The organism is Candidatus Corynebacterium faecigallinarum (assembly GCF_052264515.1).
In the GTDB taxonomy this organism is placed as follows: domain Bacteria; phylum Actinomycetota; class Actinomycetes; order Mycobacteriales; family Mycobacteriaceae; genus Corynebacterium; species Corynebacterium faecigallinarum.
Window position 1 is genome coordinate 103248 of the sequence record NZ_JBQQOC010000005.1, and the last position, 18075, is coordinate 121322.

Genomic DNA, 18075 nt, shown 5'->3' on the forward strand with positions numbered 1-18075 from the left:
CATCTGACCCCGGTGGCCCTCCGCACGGAGCGGCCAACCGGGGTCACGTGTGTAGTACACGACGGGACTAGTCGTCGTCGGCGCCGGCGTTATCCTCGTCGTCCTCGCCGTCATCTCCGGCAGCAGCGTCGGCATTCATCAGGTCGCGGACCGTGGCGAACTCGTCGAGACCGAAACGCTCCAGCAGTCCCGGGCCGCCCTCCGCCGGCCAGACCTCCGAGCCGTTGACCGGCAGGAATCCCAGGGAATCGCCGTCGGGCAGGCAGAAGATCACGGTGTCCTGCTCGGTGAGGTTGAGCAGGGCATCGCCCAGCAGGTCGTCGGGGAACAGTGTCACCAGCACGATGACCTCCACCCCCGGCACCAGGGACGGCAGGCCGGTGAGGATGTCCGGGGTCGCCCGGATGCCCTCCAGGTAGGCCTGGGCCAGGTTCTGCCGGTGCAGCCGTTGGTTGGTGTCCTCGTCCTGCAGGGAACGCACGTACAGCACCGGGGACGAGGCGGCTCCGTTCGTCATCCCTTCCGGGTTGGTCTCCTGTTCCACGGCCCATTCGGCGTAGCTGCGCATCGCCGGCTTTTCCGTGCCGGAGAGGAACTGCAGGTCACGGGTGGCGGCGAACTTCGCCTCGGAGAGCTTCTGGGCGCTGCCGGCCATGGGGGCGTTGACGCCGTAGTAGGTCCACTGCGGGGCGGACGTCGGGTCGTGCCGGAACACGACCTGGGCGATGCCGAAGGTGTCGTCCTGCATTACCGCTCACCTGCCTGGGCGGTCTCGTTGCCGCCGATCGTCCGGACCAGTACTGCCACCAGGAAGTCGGACGACTCGGTGAACGGCTGCAGGTCCCAGCCGGCGAACATCTGGCTGACCTGCAGTCCGGCGGCCGTAGCGTCCTGCCGGAAGGCATCGAGGCTGCGGCCACGCTGCAGGCCGAAACCCACGACCAGGCGTCCGGCGTCGTCCAGGCGGGAGGCGAGCACGCCGAGCGCTTGCCGGTGGGCGGCGTCCGGGATGAAGGCGAGCACGTTGCCTGCCGAGACGATGAGGTCGAAGGGGCCGGCGGGGACCTCGGACTCCTCGGCCAGGTCACCGGTGTGCCAGGCGACCGGCAGGCCGACGGATTCCTCAGCGTCGGTGTAGCGCTGGCGGGCGTAGGCGACCAGCTGCGGGTCGATGTCCACGGCGGACACCTGGTGGCCGAGGGCTGACAGGTGCGCGGCGACGCGTCCGGTCCCGGCACCGGCGTCGAGGATACGGGCGCCGCGCGGGGCCATGGCGTCAATCAGGCGGGCCTCGCCGTCGATGTCACCGCCGCCGCCCTCGATGGCCTCCCACCGGGCGATGTAGCGCTGGGAGTGTTCCGGGTCGGCGCCGGTGACGGACGCCCAGGTCGTGGTCGCGGCGGTGGCTGGGGTGTGCTGGTTGTTCCTGGTGCTCTGTGCTGACGGGGTGCCGGACGTCCCGGAGACCCTGGGGGAGGGGCGCGGGGTGGACAGGGACATCGGATCGATCGGACTCATGCGACCAGTATGCCAGTCGGCAGCGCGAGCTGGCGCAGGTGAGAGCGGTGTTGAGTATCCGGCGTGTCGTGTGGGAGTTGATCACATAACACGAGAACAATTCGCTGAGAATCCCGGTGGTACCCGTAGGGCGGGTGTGGTGGTTACACCGACGATGGTGGACGGGGAACAGACAGTTCACCGATACCCGGTGAGCCTGTCTCGAACCGATGGCGCCGTCACCGGACGGCAGGCCGGTCTGGGGGATCCTCACTGCCGCGACCGTGGGAGCTACGGATGACCTGCCCAGGGTTCCTGACCGCGCTGTGGAGGTGTCCCGTGAAGAATCTGGACTAAGGTGTCTCCCGACATGACCGCCAATCCTCTCCGTCTGTCCCCTGTCTGCCCCTCGAGCTATGGAGCCTGTCTCGACCATGACTGAAACCACCACCACCAGCTCCCGCCCACGCAAACGTGGTCGACCACGCAAGACAGAGGCCGCACGCCAGGACACCCGAGAACTGTTGTGTCGTGCCGGCGTGGTCGCGCTGACCGAGAAGGGCTACTGCGCGACCGGTATCGACGAGATTCTGTCCACTGTCGGGGTGCCGAAAGGATCTTTCTACAACTACTTCGGAAGTAAGGAGGCATTCGGGGCTGACGTCATCGCAGAATACGACCGATACTTCACCCGCAAGATCGACCGGCACCTCAGCGATGCGGCCGTCCCCGCGGTGGAACGCATCACCGCTTTCTGCGTCGATGCCGAAGAGGGTATGCAACGACACTCCTTCCGACGCGGCTGTGTGATCGGAAACCTGGGCCAGGAGATGAATGCACTTCCCGAGGCGTACCGCGCCCAGATCATCGGCGTGCTCGACGGTTGGCGCGAACGAGTCGCCGCCTGCCTGACGACGGGGAAGGCCAACGGTGAGATCCCCGCCTGGGTCGACTGCCGGCAGTCTGCTGAGGCGTTCTGGATCGGGTGGGAGGGAGCCGTCCTCCACGCCAAGCTCCATCGCAGTGCCGAGCCGCTGCGGACGTTCCGGCGATTCTACGTCACGGGCCTGGGGATATCTCCGAAGTAGTTTCCGACATGAAGCAACCCGGTCGATTTTCAGAGACGATCGGTCTAATATTGGTGCACGAACGCTTTCCTCGACAAGTAAGGAGCATCTCCGGTGTTCACAGGTGTACTGATCGACAATGACGACAACGGCTACCGGGTGCGCCTCACCGAGCTCGACGAACAGCAGCTTCCCGAGGGCGACGTGACAGTGCGGGTCAGCCACTCGGGCATGAACTACAAGGATGCCCTGGCGATCACCGGCAACGGCAAGATCGTGCGCGACTTCCCGATGGTTCCCGGCATCGACTTCGTCGGGCAGGTTGAACACAGCGAACACTCGGACGGTGCTGCGGACTATTCGGAGGGCGACTGGGTGATCCTCAATGGCTGGGGTGTGGGGGAGGGCCACTGGGGAGGACTGGCACAGAAGGCCCGGGTCAACGGGAACTGGCTGGTGCCGTTACCGGACAATTTCTCCCCGGCCCAGGCAATGTCCATCGGCACCGCCGGCTACACAGCCATGCTGTGCGTGATGGCCCTGGAACGCCACGGTGTCACGCCGGACCAGGGGGAAATTGCGGTGACCGGCGCATCCGGCGGAGTCGGCAGTGTGGCGGTGGCTCTGTTGGCGAAGCTGGGCTACACCGTGGTGGCGATCACCGGGCGCTCCGACGAGAACCAGTACCTGAAGGATCTCGGGGCATCCGAGATCCTCGACCGGGCTGACTTCTCTGACGCGGGCAAACCCCTGCAGAAGGCCCGGTGGGCCGGCGCCGTTGATGTCGCCGGCAGTCACACCTTGGCCAATATTCTGGCCGGCACGAAGTACCGCGGTGTGGTGACCGCCTGCGGACTGGCGGCAGGGATGGACCTACCTGCGTCGGTTGCCCCGTTCATCCTCCGGGGTGTGACCTTGGCCGGTGTCGACAGCGTGATGTGCCCGATCGAGGACCGTCTGGAGGCATGGCATCGGTTGGGCCAGGACCTGGATCCGGCGAAGCTGGACATGATCACCACTGAGATCGGTCTGGACGAGGCCATCACCACCGCCGACCGGCTCCTGGACGGCAAGGTGCGAGGTCGGGTCGTCGTGGACGTCAACACGTTCCAGGACGTGTCTGCTCAACCGTAGCGGTACGACCTGCCACCGTGAGGCCGCACCCACCGGCCATTTCCAGCAGTGCGCCGATACCCGGGTGATGTTCTCCGGCGGTGTCTCGGCAGAATCTCTCAGACGAGCGTGTCGATGATCTCCTGCGCAGCTGGGAGGGCCGCTGCTCGGTCGGCGTCGATCAACCCGATCCGGGAACGTCGGTCGATGAGGTCCTCCACCGTCGCCGCACCCTCGTGGGTGACATGGAAGGCGAACTCGGCACGGACCGTGTCGATCCCCGGGGCCACCGGCTCCAGCGGACGCTCCACCGGGCAGGTCCGCAACACCGCCGGTGCCTCATGGCCGAAGCGTTCCACCAGGGACTTCGGCAGTCCCGCCAGGTCGCTGGGGTGCACGTACTCGACCCCGGGTGCCCCCGGTGCCCCGACGAGAGCGGTGGTGGCGGTGACGCACGGCCCCGGGGTCTCCCCGATCGTGCGCAGGATGTCCGCGACGATGTCCACGGTCTGCTCCGCCATCAACCGGTACTCGGTGAGCTTGCCGCCGGTGACGGTGACCAGGGAGGCGTTGTCGCCGTCGCCGGTGAGGATCACGTGCTCGCGGGACAGGTCCGCGGTGGGGGTGGATGCCCCGGCAGTACCGTCGGTGCCGTCACTGCCGCCGGTGTCGCCGCGCCTACCGCGGTGGGGCTTCTCGTTGAACTGCACCAGCGGACGCAGCCCGGCGAACGCCCCGTCGACGTCCTCGGCGGTCAGGTCGGTGGCCAGTGCCTGGTTGACCACGTCCAGAATCCAGTCGATGTCGTCCTGCGGCACCTCCGGGACGTCCGGGATGGTGTCGGAGCCCAGGTCTTCGTCGGTGATGCCGATGTAGCAGCGTCCCAGCTGCTCCGGGAGGATGAAGCAGAACCGGCTGTTGTGGCCGGGCACCGGGACAGTCAGCGCACCGCTCGGGTTGCCGACCTTGTCCGCGTTGACGACCAGGTGCGTCCCGCGCGAGGGGCGAACGGTGACCTGCGGGTCGAGCTGCCCGGCCCACACCCCGGTGGCGTTGACCACCGCACCGGCGGTGACCGCGAACTGTCCGCCGCCAGCCAGTTCGTCCTGAAGTACGACCTGGTTGCCGCTCGCCTCCACGGCACGGCAGTGGGTGAGCACCTGCGCACCGTAGCCGGCGGCGGTGCGGACCAGGGCGGTGACCAGGCGGGCGTCGTCGATGAGCTGGCCGTCGTAGTTGACGTACCCGAAGCGCAGGTCGCTGGTGTCCACCGCCGGGCACAGTTCGGCGACGGTCTTTTTCCCGACGGTGCGGGAGAACGGCAGGGTGGTCGACTTCGTCGCCGCGGCAACGCGCAGGGCGTCGCCGGCGAGGAAGCCGAGTCGCGGAATGGTCCGCTGCATGCGGGTGAAGCGGTCCAGCACGGGCACGACCTGCGGGACCGCGCGGGTCAGGTGCGGGGCGGTGGTCTCCATGAGGATTCCGCGTTCGCGGGCGGACCGGCGGGCGATGCCGACGTTTCCGCTCGCCAGGTAGCGCAGCCCGCCGTGGGCCAGTTTGGAGGACCAGCGGGAGGTGCCGAAGGCGATGTCGTGGGCGTCGATGAGCAGGACGTCCAGCCCGCGGGTCGCGGCGTCCACGGCGATGCCGGCGCCGGTGACACCGGCGCCGATGACGACGAGGTCGACATGGGTGGGGCTGTCGGAGAAGTCGATCTGACGGCGCAGGGAGTCGAGGAGACGGGCGCGGCGGGCGGGGCTGAGCCGGGTGGCCTCGGCATCGAAATAGGTCATGGTGTCGAGCTTATGCGGTCGACGACAGGTGGGGGAGGGACTCTGTGTGACATTCCCCCTGCCCACCACCAGGGTGGGCACCGTGCACCGTTCCGCCACGTTCTCGCCGGTTTCGATCCCCTCCCCGGCCACCGGGATTAGGCTCATGGACATGAGCAAAGACACCGGCGTGGCGCTGCCACCGATGAAGTTCAATCTCTGGGGGACCGTCGACGAGGCGAAGCCCCTGGGCCCCTCGACCGCCGGCCTGTTGAAGAAGCTCATGGGCGTCGTCGCCGACCCCGGTGCCACCGCGGCAATGGACGTCCCCGTGTCGGACGCCCGGCTGACGCCCGTGCGCCTCACCGAGCAGGACCTGACCACCTTCGGCGGGCTGATCGGCGAAGCCCACGTGACCACCGATGATGCCCAGCGCGCCCCCCGGTCCCGCGGAAAGTCCTCCCTCGACCTGTTGGAATGGCGGCACGCCTCTGACAACTCCGGCACCGGGCACGTCATCAACGCCCCGGACGCCGTGCTCGCCCCGGCGTCCGAGGAGCAGGTCGCCAAGGTGCTGCGTTACTGCACCGCGCACGGTATCGCCGTGGTGCCCTTCGGTGGCGGGACATCCGTGGTCGGTGGGCTCACCCCGTCGGACTCCGACGGCTCCCGCACCTTCCGCGCCGTGGTCAGTCTCGACCTCGCCCGCTTCGACAAGCTCACCGACGTCGACGCCGAATCCGGGCTGGCGACCCTCGGCGCCGGGCTGACCGGTCCCGCCGCCGAGCTGCTGCTCGCCGAGCACGGGCTACAGATCGGTCACTACCCGCAGTCCTTCCCCTACGCCACCATCGGCGGATATGCGGTGACCAGGTCATCCGGCCAGAACTCCGCCGGGTACGGACGCTTCGATGACATGGTCCGCGAGATGACCCTGGTCACCCCGTCCGGCACGATGACCGTCGGCCAGGCCTCCCCGGCATCGGCCGCCGGCCCTGACCTGCGCGAACTGATCATGGGCTCGGAGGGTGCCTTCGGTGTCGTCACCCGGGTGCGGCTCCGGGTGCACCCCGTCCCGCAGGTCAAGCGCTACGAGGCCTTCACCTTCAAGGACTTCCCGAGCGGCGTCGCGGCGCTGCGCGCGGTGACACAGACCGGTACCGGGCCGACGGTGATCCGGCTGTCGGACGAGATCGAGTCCTCGGTGAACCTGTCGTCCGGTGACAAGGCGGGTGAGACGAAGTCCCCACCCGGCTGCATGTGCATCACCATGTACGAGGGCACACCCGAGCACACCGCGTCCCGCCACAAGGAGACCCGCGACCTGCTGCTGTCGATGGGGGCGCGCAGCGTGGGTGAGGACCCCGCCCGGCACTGGGAGCAGGGACGGTTCAATGCTCCGGTGCTTCGCGACTCACTGCTGGACGCCGGAGCGTTGTGCGAGACCCTGGAGACCGCGACCGACTGGTCGAACGTCCCGCGGTTGAAGAAGGCGGTGGGTGACGCCCTGGCGTCCTCGTTGAACGACTCGGGAACCATGGCACTGATCATGTGCCACATCTCCCACGTCTATGCCGAGGGATGCTCGCTGTACTTCACCATCGTCGCCGCACAGAAGGGGGACGCGGTGGCACAGTGGCGCGCCGCGAAGACCGCGGTGACCCGGGCGCTGACCGAGAACGGTGGTACGGTCACCCACCACCATGCGGTGGGCAAGGACCACCAGCCGTTCATGGGTGCCGAGATCGGCGAGTTGGGCCTGGAGATCCTGCGTGCCGTGAAGAACCGGCTGGATCCGGCGGGGATCATGAACCCTGGCACGTTGGTGGACGCCGGTGTCGGTGCCGGTGGTTCTGGCGCGGGAGGTGCTGCCGGTGCTGCCGTCGGTGAAGGTGCAGGCGGGGCGGGTAATGCCGGTGGAGCGAGCGGAACAGGGGTCACCTCATGAACGCCGCAGCCAACGGAGCGTCCGACCCCCTCAACTCCCCGAGCTCCCCCGACGCCCCCGGGTCCCCCTACGACGTCGGACATGTCGACATCACGCGTCTCGCCCTGCTGACCAACCCGCACGCCGGCAAGGGTGGCGCGGCACTGGCCGCCGAGATCGCCCGCGACCGCTTCGCCGACCGCGGCATCGACGTGGTCAGTCTCCAGGGGGCCTCACCCGACGGTGCCCGCGAGCTGGCCGCACGCATGGTCGCCGAGGACGGCATCGACGCCCTCGTCGTGTGTGGTGGGGACGGCCTGATCAACCTGGCGCTGCAGGAGCAGGCCGGGTCTGGGGTGCCGCTGGGCATCGTCCCGGCCGGCACCGGTAACGACCACGCCCGCGAGTACGGCATCCCGACCCACCCGCGCCGGGCGGCGGATATCGTCGCCAACGGTTTCACCACCACCACCGACCTGGGCATCATGCGCAATGATGACGGTGACGAGCACTGGTTCGGCACCATCGCCTGCGCCGGGTTCGACTCGCTGGTCTCCGACCGGACGAACCGGATCTCCTGGCCGAAGGGCCAGATGCGCTACAACATCGCCATCGTCGCCGAGTTCCTCAACTTCCATTCCATCCCCACCCGCCTGGTTCTGGACCCGGGGACTCCGGAGGAACAGGTCATCGACGAGAACATGACGCTGGTGGCGATGGGCAACACCAAGAGCTACGGCGGGGGCATGCTGATCTGCCCGGATGCCGACCACCACGACGGCATCCTCGACATCACCGTGCTGGAGCGCATGGGCCGGGTGAAGGCGGCGTCCAAGTTCATCAAGATCTTCGACGGCAGCTTCGTCGAGGAAGAGGGTGTGAACACCTACCGGGCGAGGAAGGTGCGCATCGAGATGACCGACCGGGCCGGCATGGGTGGCCGGGGTGGCAGGCCGATCAACGGGTACGCCGACGGTGACTGCTTCGCGCCGTTGCCGATGGAGGTCGAGGTCGTCCCGGGTGCGGGACGCTACATCGTGCCCCGACCGTAGGGTGCACGTTCGGTCTCGGGCGTGGGTGCGCGTTCGGTCTCGAGCGTGGGTGCGCGCCTGCTCCTGGCTGTGGGCTTCGCACCCGGGCCCGGTTCATTCCCTTCTGACCATCATCCCTGAAGCTCACTCCCGCTCCCGGGTGGTTCTGACCCCTCCAGACCACCCGGGAGCGGGAGTGAGAGTGCAGGCGGCGCGAGGCTCAGTGGTCGGTGGGGACTCCGGCGGCGACTTTCGCGGCATCGATGCCGTTGGTTCGGGTCAGGGTCTCGCGGGTGGGGGCCGCTTGAGGTGCGGTGTCGGACGCGGCGGCGCCGGCCGAGGCAGCATCCGCGGCATCCGCAGCAGTGCCCCCATTCCCGGTCCCGGCACCAGCGCCCTCCGAGCTCTTCGACTTGCCGCTGGAAATGGTGAGTTTCCGGATCACCTTTGCCGCCATCACCGGGCGGTCGATCTGCGCACGGGTGACGGGGATGTTGAGTGACTTCGGCAGCTTCATACCCGTGATCCTATACCGGTGGCGAGGTTCACCGGACTGCTTTGCGGGCACCTTCCACGCCACGCCCACCACGCCACACCCATCACGCCACACCCACCACGCCACACCCACCACGCCATGTCAGACCCATGTCCACTGTGCGCCCACGTCACCCCGGCGTCGCCCCAGCTCGGCCCCAGACATCCGACCACCGTGAGCTGACCCGCGACTCGCCAGCCACAACTCGCTACCCTGGATCGCATGACTGAACCCTCCGCACAGAACACCAGTCCCAGCAGCTCCAATGGTGCCAGCAGTTCCCGCCGCCTCGCGGTGGTCACCGGTGCGTCCGCCGGCATCGGTGAGGCCACCGCAGTCGCGTTGGCGGCCGATGGGTGGGACGTCGTCCTCGCCGCACGGCGTCCGGAAAAGCTCGAGGCCGTCGCGGGACGCATCGCCGCCGAGGCGCCGGACGCCACGTCCCACGTGGTGCAGGTCGACGTCACCGACCGGACGAGCGTGGACGCCCTGGCCGCGACTGTCCACGACCTCGGCGGGGTGGACCTGGTGGTCAACAATGCTGGTGGCGCCCGCGGGTTCGACTCGGTGCTCGACGGCGATGTCGAGGACTGGCGCTGGATGTACGAGGCGAACGTGATCGGTACCCTGCAGGTCACCCAGGCTTTGTTCGGCGAGCTGACCAGGACGGATGCGCCGCAGGTGATCAACGTCGTCTCCATCGCAGGACGCGGTGCCTACCGCGGCGGGGCAGGTTACAACGCCGCGAAGTTCGGCGAGACAGCCATGACCGACGTGATGCGGATGGAGTTCGCCGAGAAGGGCGTGCGTGTGTGCCAGATCGACCCGGGCCGGGTCGCCACGGACTTCAGCCTCAACCGGTTCAAGGGCGACGCGGAGAAGGCCGATGCGGTCTACGCCGACAACCTCAACCTGGTGGCGGAGGACATTGCCGAGACCATCCGCTGGGTGGCGGGGCGTCCGGCACACATGGATGTCGACACCATCATGATCCGCCCCACTGACCAGGCGTAGTGGCTAGGTTCACCTGCAACGATCCGCAAGGGCCGTTATCCGTACGGGCGAAGAACCTAACCCCGCCAGATCTCCTCGAACATCCAGCCGTCAAAGAAGCCCATCGAATCCGCCCCGAGCAGCCGGTGGCGGGGGAACGACGCGACGAAGCCGGACATGTCGGACGTCCACGTCGACTGCGGGTCGATCTGCCGGGTGAGGTAGGCGATCACCGCGGCGACATTGTAGATCCGGAAACCCCCGGTCGGATGGCCCTCGGCCCCCGGGTGCTCGGCCAGGTGCGCCAGTGCGGGAACACTCCCGTTGCGCGGGCGCATCGGAGCGATCACCAGGTACCGGTTGAACAGTCGGACGTGGTGCGCCGCGGCGTTGCGGATGTCGTTGATCGCCGCCAGCCAGCTGCGCAGCAGATCCCGGTCGGGCACGCCGAGGTCGTTGGCGATCGGGGTGGCGAGGTCGTCGCGCAGACCGTCGTACATCGTGGCCAGCTGTCCGAGTCCCAGCAACTCCACCAGCGCCCAGATCGGTAGGTCGCCGTCGTATTTCTCCGCGTAGGTCCGGACGAACTGTTCCCCGGAGCGTAGGTGGTTCTCGGACACCCCGGCCAGCCAGCGGGCGTACTTGTAGCGACGCACGAAGGTGGGGTCGAAGGTGGCGGCATTGAGGTGGGCGAAGGGGTCGACCTCGCCGAGGGTGTGGCCCAGTCGCATACGCAGGCTGACCTCGATGCGGTCCACCCCGTCGAGGATGATCTGGCGCAGCCGACGGTCGGCGTCGACCAGGCGCAGGATGTAGTCCAGTGAGGTGCCGGGGATGTAGGTGTCGTCCTCCGGGGTGTCAGGACGGTGCCGCAGGAAGGGGCGCAGGTAGCCGGTGAGTCGGAAGTAGCCGATGCGGGTGAGGGCGGCGGTGGCGTCCTCACGGGAGTCGAACTCGAGTCCGCGCGCGGCGAGGTGGTCGACCTGCTCGTCGAGGCTCAGCCACGGCTGGTCGTAGGGGGAGGACGCTGCAATACCCGAGGCGTTCATGATGTCGACCAGTCTAGTGAGGGCGCGGCGACGGTGTGGCGACGGCGCGGCGACGGGGCAGTGTCGGCGCGGTGTCGGAGACATCCGACACGGGTTGGAGCACGCGCCCGCCATTCACCGCACTAAGAGGATATTTGCGATAGTTATGGCGCGCAGGTAGTTAAGCAGGTCAGCGTCCTATAATAGAAGCATCATGAATGGACGACTGACCCTGGAAGCCTTACGCTACGCCGACGCCGTCGCCGATGTCGGCTCCTTCAGTGCCGCCGCCCGGCGGTTCGGGGTGACCCAACCCGCCCTGTCCACCAGCATCGCAAAACTGGAGGACCACCTCGGGGGCCGGCTGTTCCTGCGCAACCCGCGGGGCACCGCGCCCTCCGCCTTCGGTGAGGTGATCCTGCCGCGCATCCAGGAGACGGTCCGGTCCCTGAACCGGATCGAGACCGAGGCGGAGTCGTTCACCACCCAGGGGCGCGGGACGGTGCGGGTGGGTACGTCCCCGCAGATCGAGAAGGCGATGCTCAGCACCTTGCGTGACTCGATCTACGGCCCCGACGCGCTCACCGGTGGCCGCGACGCCACTCTGCTGGAGACCGAACTCGACCAGCTGGAGGAGTACCTGCAGAACGGGATGCTCGACACGGTCATCGTGCCGGCGCTCGGCCTGCTGCCCGGGTACAGCCACCATCTCCTCGACTCGGACTACCTGGTCCTCGTTGAGCCGGAGGAGACGGAGACGCCGGGTGGGCAGGACGCGCCGGGTGCGGCCAATGCGTCCGACGCACAGGTCGGCACCCCGATCACCGTCGACGAGCTCGCCGGGCACGAACTCATCCTGTCCCGCAACGGCTGCGGCATCACCCGCAGCGTCGAGAACCTCATGGCCGAGGCGGGGGAGACGGTCAACCACTCCGAGGTGGAGGTGTCGAACTGCAGCACCCTCGTCGGCTGGGTGAACAAGGGGATGGGGTCTGTGGTTCTGCCCGAGCGCAACGTCCCACAGGGGCTCACGGTGCGTCGCATCGAGCGGGAGGACGGCACCTACGCCGAGATATTCAACGAGATGATCTGGGACCCCGCATCCGTCGACGCGTCCTATTTCGAGCAGCTCGCCCGGGTCATAGAATCCGCGCATAACCCCATAAACTGAAGCCCTCTACCTGCTCAGACGCACCCCTCATAGCCTCAGTGGAGAACCGGTGACTCCGGGTCGACCATCGAGAGAGGTAGAGCAACAATGACAGCGCTGGCACCGCAGGAGGGCAGTGGCACAGCCCCCGTCGTCGAGACCGCGGCGGGACGTCCTGCCCCGCATGGAGGGAAGTCTGCGAAGGGCGGCCACGCCCTGGCCATGCTGACCACCACGGACCACAAACAGCTCGGCATCATGTACATCGTCACCGCGTTCACGTTCTTCGCGATCGGTGGACTCATGGCGCTGCTGATGCGTGCCGAGCTGTTCCACCCCGGACTGCAGTTCCTGTCGAATGAGCAGTTCAACCAGCTGTTCACCATGCACGGCACCGTGATGCTGCTGCTGTTCGGCACGCCCATCGTGTGGGGGTTCGCCAACTACATCCTGCCGCTGCAGATCGGTGCGCCGGACGTCGCCTTCCCGCGACTCAACGCCTTCGGATTCTGGATCACCACCTTCGGCGGAATCGTGATGCTGTCCGGGTTCATGACCCCCGGTGGCGCCGCCGACTTCGGCTGGACGATGTACATGCCGCTGGCGGATGCGGTGAACTCCCCCGGTGTCGGATCGCACCTGTGGATCATCGGCGTCGGCATGACCGGTGTGGGAACCATCGCCTCGGCGATCAACATGCTCACCACGGTGCTGTGTCTGCGCGCACCGGGCATGACGATGTTCCGCATGCCTATCTTCACCTGGGGCGTGATGACGACCTCGCTGCTGGCACTGCTGATCTTCCCGCTGCTCACTGCCGCCGCCCTCGGTGTGCTCTACGACCGGCTGCTGGGCGGCCACATCTACGACGCAGGTAACGGCGGCGCGATCCTGTGGCAGCACCTGTTCTGGTTCTTCGGCCACCCCGAGGTGTACGTCCTGGCACTGCCGTTCTTCGGCATCATCTCAGAGATCCTGCCGGTGTTCTCCCGCAAGCCGGTGTTCGGTTACATCGGCCTGATCTTCGCCACGCTGTCGATCGCGGCACTGTCGATGGCGGTGTGGGCCCACCACATGTTCGTCACCGGCGCGGTCCTGCTGCCGTTCTTCAGCTTCATGACCTTCCTCATCGCCGTGCCGACGGGTATGAAGTTCTTCAACTGGTTGGGAACGATGTGGAAGGGTCGAATCACTTTCGAGACCCCCATGGTCTTCGCCATCGGCTTCTTCGCCACCTTCCTCTTCGGTGGTCTGACCGGTGTCATGCTGGCGTCCCCGGCGTTGGACTTCCACCTCTCGGACACCTACTTCGTGGTCGCGCACTTCCACTACACGCTGTACGGCACGGTGGCCTTCGCCTCCTTCGCCGGCGTGTACTTCTGGTTCCCGAAGATGACGGGACGCATGCTCGACGACCGCCTCGGCAAGTGGCACTTCTGGCTGACGTTCATCGGCTTCCACGTGACGTTCCTGGTGCAGCACTGGTTGGGCAACATGGGTATGCCGCGCCGCTACGCCGACTACCTGGACCAGGACGGGTTCACCATCCTGAACCAGGTGTCCACGGTCGGTGCGCTGATCCTGGGGATCTCGGTACTGCCGTTCGTGTGGAACATCTTCCGGTCCTGGCGCTACGGTGAGGTCGTGACGGTCGATGATCCGTGGGGTTACGGAAACTCGCTGGAGTGGGCCACCAGCTGCCCGCCGCCGCGGCACAACTTCACCTCGATGCCGCGGATCCGCTCCGAGCGTCCTGCCTTCGAGCTGCACTACCCGCACATGGTGAAGACCATGCGCGAGGAGGCGCACGTGGGACGTCACTTCTGACGGTCCTGTAACGACACTCCCGCTCCCGGGTGGTATCTGACCTCTCAGACCACCCGGGAGCGGGAGTGACGTTGAACTAGGAACCGCCAGGCTAGGAACCGCCAGGCTAGGAACCGCTGGTGGAGGAACCCTCGGAGGACCCACCGGTCACGGAGGAGACCTGGGAGCCCAGGGCCTCGGCGGAACCGGCGTCGATGCCGACGACCCCGGCGACGGAGCCGATGACCTCACCGATGGTCTGGTCACCGCCGTTGATCAGGTCGATGACGTCGAGCGCGGTGCTCAGGCTGACGTCCCCGGATGACAGACTGACGGCGACACCGGCGATGCGCTCCAGGTCGGCGTCGGCGAGGGAGGAGGCGATGTCCTCGAGGTTGACGTCATCGCCGGAGCCTTCGGTGCCTTCTTCGCTGCCGGGCAGCTCGGGGGTGGAACCCTCGGCCTCGTCAGCGACGGCGGCCGGGGCGAAGGCGAGGGCGGGGGCGATGGCGAGGGCGGCGATGCCGACGCGGGAGAAACGGGTGCGAGTGGTACGCATGGGGATTCCTTCGTGTGTGAGGGGGAAAGAGATCGTGCGTGCCGCCGGAGTCGTCCGGCAACGCCCCTGAGTGTAGAGGACGTGCAGTTACTTTAATAGGGTTTCGGAATCCTAAGTACATTAGGTAGTCGAGTGAAAGTGGGGACGGTGACACCACAGCCCCTACGATGACTACCTATGAGCAACCATGACGGTCCCCACGGTCCCTATAGCTCCGTCGATGGCGCCAATCCCGCCAATCCCGCCGGTCCCGCTGATCACGTCGATCCGTCCGGCTACGGTTCTGCCATGGTCCCCGGCGCACCGGAACCGGGGCAGCAGGGGCCGGGCAAGACCGTGATCTGGACGATTGCCGCCGTGGTGGCGGCGCTGGGCGTGGCGATCGCCGTGTTGGGTGTCTACGTGGTGGACTCGTACGAGAACTCCGTCGGCCCGGTGTCGTCGTTGTTCTCGGACGACGATGATTCGGGCTCTGACTCTGGCACGGGAGCATACGGCGATGTGTCGGCAGAGGTCAGCTACGCAGGTGGCGTGGTGACCCTGCAGGGCGAGGACACCGCCGCGGATGCTCCGGTGGTCGACATCTTCCTGGACTTCAGCTGTCCGTACTGTGCTGACCTGGCGGCATCCAGCCACGAGGACTTGTCGGACGCCCTGGCCGAGGGCAGCGTCGTGGTGCAGCTCCACGTCCTCAACTTCCTGGACGGTGATTCCGACGGTCGCTTCGATCCGCAGGACGTCGGGTCGTCCACCCGGGCGGGTTCGGCGGCGATCGCCGTGGCGGAGACGGGTAACGCGGAGGCATTCCTGGCGTTGCACGACAAGGCGCTCCTCGAGCGGTCCACGGTGGCACAGCAGTGGGACTTCGCCGATTTCGCGGACCTGGCCGAGGAGCACGGCGTGGATGCCGACACGGTCGAGGCGATCCGCTCCGGTGAGGTCATCGACGAGGGTAATGCGGCCTTCGCGGTAAACTTCGGGGTCCTGGAGGAGCGGGCCGGTGAGGTCGCGACCCCGTCGGTCTTCGTCACCTCTGCTGATGGTGGGGAGCCGGCGGAGGTGGAGATGCTGCTCGACCCGTCGACCGGGAAGATCGCCTCCTGGGTGCCGCTGGTGATGGAGGACGGCACGGCGGCGTAGGACGCGTGGGGGGGGCACTTTGCCCGCCGCCAGCACCATAGGTGTGCCACACGCTCGTAGTGGACAAACAGTGTGAACCATCAACCCCCGACAACCACAAACGATCGAGAATCCCGGGACCTGTTCGCGCGTTCGCGGGATTCTCGATCGATTGTGGTTGCTCGGTTGCTGGGTTACCCGGAGGGCAACCCGGGTGAGTTACTCCGCAGCGTCCTCGCTGGGAGCCTCGGAGTCGGCGTCGTCACTGTCGTCGCCGTTCTCGACGTCCTCGCCGTCCTCGCCCTCGTCGGAGCTGCCGCCGACGACGTCGGTGACCGAGCCGATGACATCGCCGACGGTGGCGTCACCGTCGTTGGACAGCGCGATGATGTCCAGGATGGTGTCGATGGAGACGTTGCCGGTGGCCAGCGAGGCGATGACCTTGGCGACGCGGGTCCAGTCGGTGTCGGCGACGGAGGAGGCGAGCTCATCGGTGTCGATGTCCTCGGGCAAGGAGCCCTCGACCGAGCCGGCGGCATCCTCACCGTCGTTGTCGTCACCGTTCTCGGGGGCGTCGTTCTCGTTGCCGTTGTCGGTGGCCCCGGCATCCTCAGCCCCGGAACCCGGCAGGCTGGACGCAGCGTCCTCGGAGCTCGATGGTGCGGAGGACTCGGCCTCGTCGGCACCGGCGACCGGGGCGAAGGCCAGGGCGGGGGCGAGGGCGACAGCGGCGATGCCGACGCGGGAGAAGCGGGCGCGGGTGTTACGCATGGAAAAGGATCCTTTCAACATGAGGGGCAAGTTGTCTCTCGCTGCGGCGGCAACGTGGGAGAGGCCGATTCGCAACGTCTGCGAGTATATGTACTTGTTCCGGTCGCGTAAAGGGTTCCGTGCGTCAGGACGCCCCGGCGTCCGTGCGTCCTACAACTCATTACCTACCGGCACGGTGGAGCAGTTGTTCGTCGCGGGCTGGCCGTTGAAGCGTCCCTCCAGCCACAGGTAGCCCTCGATGGCCCAGGGGGCACCGGCCATGACGTGGCTGGCGAACGGGTACTCGCGGTACTCGATCTGCGCGCCGGCCTCGCAGTAGTCGCGCACCACGGTGCGGACGTCGCGGGTGACCATGATGCCGTCGCCCGGGCCGTGCTCGGCGTGGGCCGGCGTGCCTTCGACGAAGCCGGCCGCGCCCTGGAAGATGAACATCGGGACGGTCGGGCTGTCCCAGTTGCCCACGTTGATGTCGTCGATGACCTTCTTGACCGCGGGCACGTCGTCCGGGGTGGGGTACTCCGGCTTGAAGATCTGCGACCAGGTCAGGCCCGGGTATCGGGCCATTGACTCGACGATGGACAGCTGCGACATGTCGTCGAGGGCCTTCTTGCCGTACTCGGTGAGGTACTCGTCGACGTCGAGCTCGTAGGCCTCGACCAAGGCGGCGAGCGCCAGGCCGACCACGCCGGACCACAGGATGCCGTCGCCGGCGTACTCCAGGTTGTTGATCGGGTTGATCAGCATGCCACCCTGGGCCACGCCGACGATGCTGTCCTCGATCTCGGGGGCGTAGTCCTTGAGCATCACCGCCGCCCAGTTCGAGGCGATGGAGCCGCCGGAGTAGCCCAGCAGTCCGATGTTGTCGGATTCCTTGACCGGTGAGGACTTCGCGGTGCGGGCCACCCGCAGCGAGTCGAGGGTGGCGTAGCCGTAGGCGGGACCGGCGGCGAAGTTGGCGTCCGCGCCCTCGGTGTCGGCGAGGATGACCGGGTGGCCGGCGAGCAGCGCGGGGGCGATGATGGCGGTTTCCGCGGCGGGGAGCAGACCGCCGAGTTCGAGGTTTCCGGCGATGGCGCGGGACGGATTGTCGGCGGGGTTCGAGGAGTCGTAGATCGACTGGTAGGAGATGACGTTGCCGTCGGAGCCGCCGGGCGGGTGGATCACGGAGGTGACGTTCGGCTCGATGTTCCCGAGCACATTGGTGGTGGTGTACAGGATCTGGGTGACCTTCACCGGGGTGGGGATGGTGGCGACGTGGTAGTCGATCGTCCGCTCCCGCAAGACGGTACCCGGTGCGGTGTTCTGCAGGTCAGTGCCCTCGGGGGCGGTGTAGAAGGCAGGGTCGTCGTTGACGTTCTGATGTGAGATCAGGGGGCGCAGGGTGTCCCACAGGCCGCCGACGACCTGGGTCTGGGTGCTGAGTTCACCGGAGTCGGGGTCGGGCTCGAGACCGGGGATGGGGGCCCCGATGCCGGTGATGTCGGAGGTGCTGATCGGGTCGGGGGCGAGATCGGCGATCTCGTCAGGGATGGTCCAGGCATTGGCTGCGGGGACGGTGAGGCCGGCGACGGCGACGGAGGCGGCGAGAACGGTGGCGAGGGGTGACCGGTGAAGGCGCATTCTCTTCATGTGTGAATACAATATTGTTATCTGCATCACCCGGGGGGCTTTCTGTGGAAGTTGTGCAAATTTCTCCGTATCCGCGAT

Annotated in this window: 16 protein-coding genes; 8 read left to right on the top strand and 8 right to left on the bottom strand. The window is 67.1% G+C overall.

Annotated elements, in window-relative coordinates; translation table 11 throughout:
• Positions 1 to 67: 67 nt before the first annotated feature.
• Together ACTXPP_RS04065 and ACTXPP_RS04070 are read right to left on the bottom strand one after the other, a co-directional pair.
• Complete coding sequence (locus ACTXPP_RS04065) at positions 68 to 748, bottom strand: hypothetical protein (RefSeq protein WP_443341018.1); 681 nt, start codon at positions 746 to 748, stop codon at positions 68 to 70.
• Positions 748 to 1518: a class I SAM-dependent methyltransferase gene (locus tag ACTXPP_RS04070; protein ID WP_443341020.1), complete on the bottom strand. Its 771-nt coding sequence runs from the start codon at positions 1516 to 1518 to the stop codon at positions 748 to 750. Before ACTXPP_RS04070 ends, ACTXPP_RS04065 begins: the two co-directional genes overlap by 1 nt.
• Before the next feature lie 413 nt (positions 1519 to 1931).
• Here ACTXPP_RS04070 and acuR point away from each other — a divergent pair, with 413 nt between their 5' ends.
• Positions 1932 to 2585, top strand: a complete 654-nt coding sequence (gene acuR / locus ACTXPP_RS04075; RefSeq protein ID WP_443341022.1) for an acrylate utilization transcriptional regulator AcuR — start codon at positions 1932 to 1934, stop codon at positions 2583 to 2585.
• Between the two features lie 93 nt (positions 2586 to 2678).
• Positions 2679 to 3698, top strand: coding sequence for an acrylyl-CoA reductase (NADPH) (gene acuI / locus ACTXPP_RS04080; RefSeq protein ID WP_301525713.1), 1020 nt, complete (start codon positions 2679 to 2681; stop codon positions 3696 to 3698).
• A 98-nt stretch (positions 3699 to 3796) separates the two neighbouring features.
• Here acuI and ACTXPP_RS04085 read toward each other — a convergent pair whose 3' ends face one another.
• The gene (locus ACTXPP_RS04085) at positions 3797 to 5470 is read right to left on the bottom strand and encodes a glycerol-3-phosphate dehydrogenase/oxidase (RefSeq protein ID WP_443341025.1); all 1674 of its coding nucleotides are present in this window, start codon (positions 5468 to 5470) and stop codon (positions 3797 to 3799) included.
• A 151-nt stretch (positions 5471 to 5621) separates the two neighbouring features.
• Between ACTXPP_RS04085 and ACTXPP_RS04090 the strand changes: the two genes are divergently transcribed.
• Complete coding sequence (locus ACTXPP_RS04090; RefSeq protein ID WP_443341027.1) at positions 5622 to 7397, top strand: FAD-binding oxidoreductase; 1776 nt, start codon at positions 5622 to 5624, stop codon at positions 7395 to 7397.
• Positions 7394 to 8428, top strand: coding sequence for a diacylglycerol kinase (locus ACTXPP_RS04095; protein WP_443341029.1), 1035 nt, complete (start codon positions 7394 to 7396; stop codon positions 8426 to 8428). Before ACTXPP_RS04090 ends, ACTXPP_RS04095 begins: the two co-directional genes overlap by 4 nt.
• A gap of 199 nt (positions 8429 to 8627) precedes the next feature.
• Here the strand turns inward: ACTXPP_RS04095 and ACTXPP_RS04100 are convergent, their stop codons facing one another.
• Complete coding sequence (locus ACTXPP_RS04100) at positions 8628 to 8924, bottom strand: hypothetical protein (RefSeq protein ID WP_301495581.1); 297 nt, start codon at positions 8922 to 8924, stop codon at positions 8628 to 8630.
• 240 nt (positions 8925 to 9164) lie between these two features.
• Here ACTXPP_RS04100 and ACTXPP_RS04105 point away from each other — a divergent pair, with 240 nt between their 5' ends.
• Complete coding sequence (locus ACTXPP_RS04105; protein ID WP_301495583.1) at positions 9165 to 9956, top strand: SDR family oxidoreductase; 792 nt, start codon at positions 9165 to 9167, stop codon at positions 9954 to 9956.
• A gap of 56 nt (positions 9957 to 10012) precedes the next feature.
• Here ACTXPP_RS04105 and ACTXPP_RS04110 read toward each other — a convergent pair whose 3' ends face one another.
• Positions 10013 to 10984, bottom strand: a complete 972-nt coding sequence (locus tag ACTXPP_RS04110; protein WP_301520826.1) for an Abi family protein — start codon at positions 10982 to 10984, stop codon at positions 10013 to 10015.
• Positions 10985 to 11177: 193 nt separating this feature from the next.
• On the opposite strand from ACTXPP_RS04110, the gene ACTXPP_RS04115 reads away from it, so the two are divergent.
• Together ACTXPP_RS04115 and ctaD are read left to right on the top strand one after the other, a co-directional pair.
• Positions 11178 to 12134 (top strand): LysR family transcriptional regulator, encoded by a 957-nt coding sequence (locus ACTXPP_RS04115; protein WP_301495586.1) that lies wholly within the window; start codon positions 11178 to 11180, stop codon positions 12132 to 12134.
• 87 nt (positions 12135 to 12221) lie between these two features.
• Positions 12222 to 13940 carry an aa3-type cytochrome oxidase subunit I gene (gene ctaD / locus ACTXPP_RS04120; RefSeq protein ID WP_443341034.1) on the top strand — a complete coding sequence of 573 codons (1719 nt, stop codon included), beginning with the start codon at positions 12222 to 12224 and terminating at the stop codon, positions 13938 to 13940.
• A 106-nt stretch (positions 13941 to 14046) separates the two neighbouring features.
• Here ctaD and ACTXPP_RS04125 read toward each other — a convergent pair whose 3' ends face one another.
• Positions 14047 to 14478, bottom strand: coding sequence for a hypothetical protein (locus ACTXPP_RS04125; RefSeq protein ID WP_301495589.1), 432 nt, complete (start codon positions 14476 to 14478; stop codon positions 14047 to 14049).
• A gap of 177 nt (positions 14479 to 14655) precedes the next feature.
• Here ACTXPP_RS04125 and ACTXPP_RS04130 point away from each other — a divergent pair, with 177 nt between their 5' ends.
• Positions 14656 to 15618: a DsbA family protein gene (locus ACTXPP_RS04130; RefSeq protein ID WP_301495591.1), complete on the top strand. Its 963-nt coding sequence runs from the start codon at positions 14656 to 14658 to the stop codon at positions 15616 to 15618.
• 198 nt (positions 15619 to 15816) lie between these two features.
• On the opposite strand, the gene ACTXPP_RS04135 is transcribed toward ACTXPP_RS04130, so the two are convergent.
• A complete protein-coding gene (locus tag ACTXPP_RS04135) occupies positions 15817 to 16368 on the bottom strand; it encodes a hypothetical protein (protein ID WP_443341036.1) in 552 nt (183 codons plus the stop codon).
• A 150-nt stretch (positions 16369 to 16518) separates the two neighbouring features.
• A complete protein-coding gene (locus tag ACTXPP_RS04140) occupies positions 16519 to 17997 on the bottom strand; it encodes a lipase family protein (protein WP_301495595.1) in 1479 nt (492 codons plus the stop codon).
• Positions 17998 to 18075 lie beyond the last annotated feature (78 nt).

Bases quoted from the DNA above. Each gene is read 5' to 3' on its own strand.
- ACTXPP_RS04095 (WP_443341029.1), top strand. From the start codon at position 7,394: ATGAACGCCGCAGCCAACGGAGCGTCCGACCCCCTCAACTCCCCGAGC.
- ACTXPP_RS04135 (WP_443341036.1), bottom strand. From the start codon at position 16,368: ATGCGTAACACCCGCGCCCGCTTCTCCCGCGTCGGCATCGCCGCTGTC.
- ACTXPP_RS04140 (WP_301495595.1), bottom strand. From the start codon at position 17,997: ATGAAGAGAATGCGCCTTCACCGGTCACCCCTCGCCACCGTTCTCGCC.
- ctaD (WP_443341034.1), top strand. From the start codon at position 12,222: ATGACAGCGCTGGCACCGCAGGAGGGCAGTGGCACAGCCCCCGTCGTC.
- ACTXPP_RS04100 (WP_301495581.1), bottom strand. From the start codon at position 8,924: ATGAAGCTGCCGAAGTCACTCAACATCCCCGTCACCCGTGCGCAGATC.
- ACTXPP_RS04125 (WP_301495589.1), bottom strand. From the start codon at position 14,478: ATGCGTACCACTCGCACCCGTTTCTCCCGCGTCGGCATCGCCGCCCTC.
- ACTXPP_RS04130 (WP_301495591.1), top strand. From the start codon at position 14,656: ATGAGCAACCATGACGGTCCCCACGGTCCCTATAGCTCCGTCGATGGC.
- ACTXPP_RS04110 (WP_301520826.1), bottom strand. From the start codon at position 10,984: ATGAACGCCTCGGGTATTGCAGCGTCCTCCCCCTACGACCAGCCGTGG.
- acuR (WP_443341022.1), top strand. From the start codon at position 1,932: ATGACTGAAACCACCACCACCAGCTCCCGCCCACGCAAACGTGGTCGA.
- ACTXPP_RS04070 (WP_443341020.1), bottom strand. From the start codon at position 1,518: ATGAGTCCGATCGATCCGATGTCCCTGTCCACCCCGCGCCCCTCCCCC.
- ACTXPP_RS04065 (WP_443341018.1), bottom strand. From the start codon at position 748: ATGCAGGACGACACCTTCGGCATCGCCCAGGTCGTGTTCCGGCACGAC.
- ACTXPP_RS04090 (WP_443341027.1), top strand. From the start codon at position 5,622: ATGAGCAAAGACACCGGCGTGGCGCTGCCACCGATGAAGTTCAATCTC.
- ACTXPP_RS04115 (WP_301495586.1), top strand. From the start codon at position 11,178: ATGAATGGACGACTGACCCTGGAAGCCTTACGCTACGCCGACGCCGTC.
- ACTXPP_RS04105 (WP_301495583.1), top strand. From the start codon at position 9,165: ATGACTGAACCCTCCGCACAGAACACCAGTCCCAGCAGCTCCAATGGT.
- ACTXPP_RS04085 (WP_443341025.1), bottom strand. From the start codon at position 5,470: ATGACCTATTTCGATGCCGAGGCCACCCGGCTCAGCCCCGCCCGCCGC.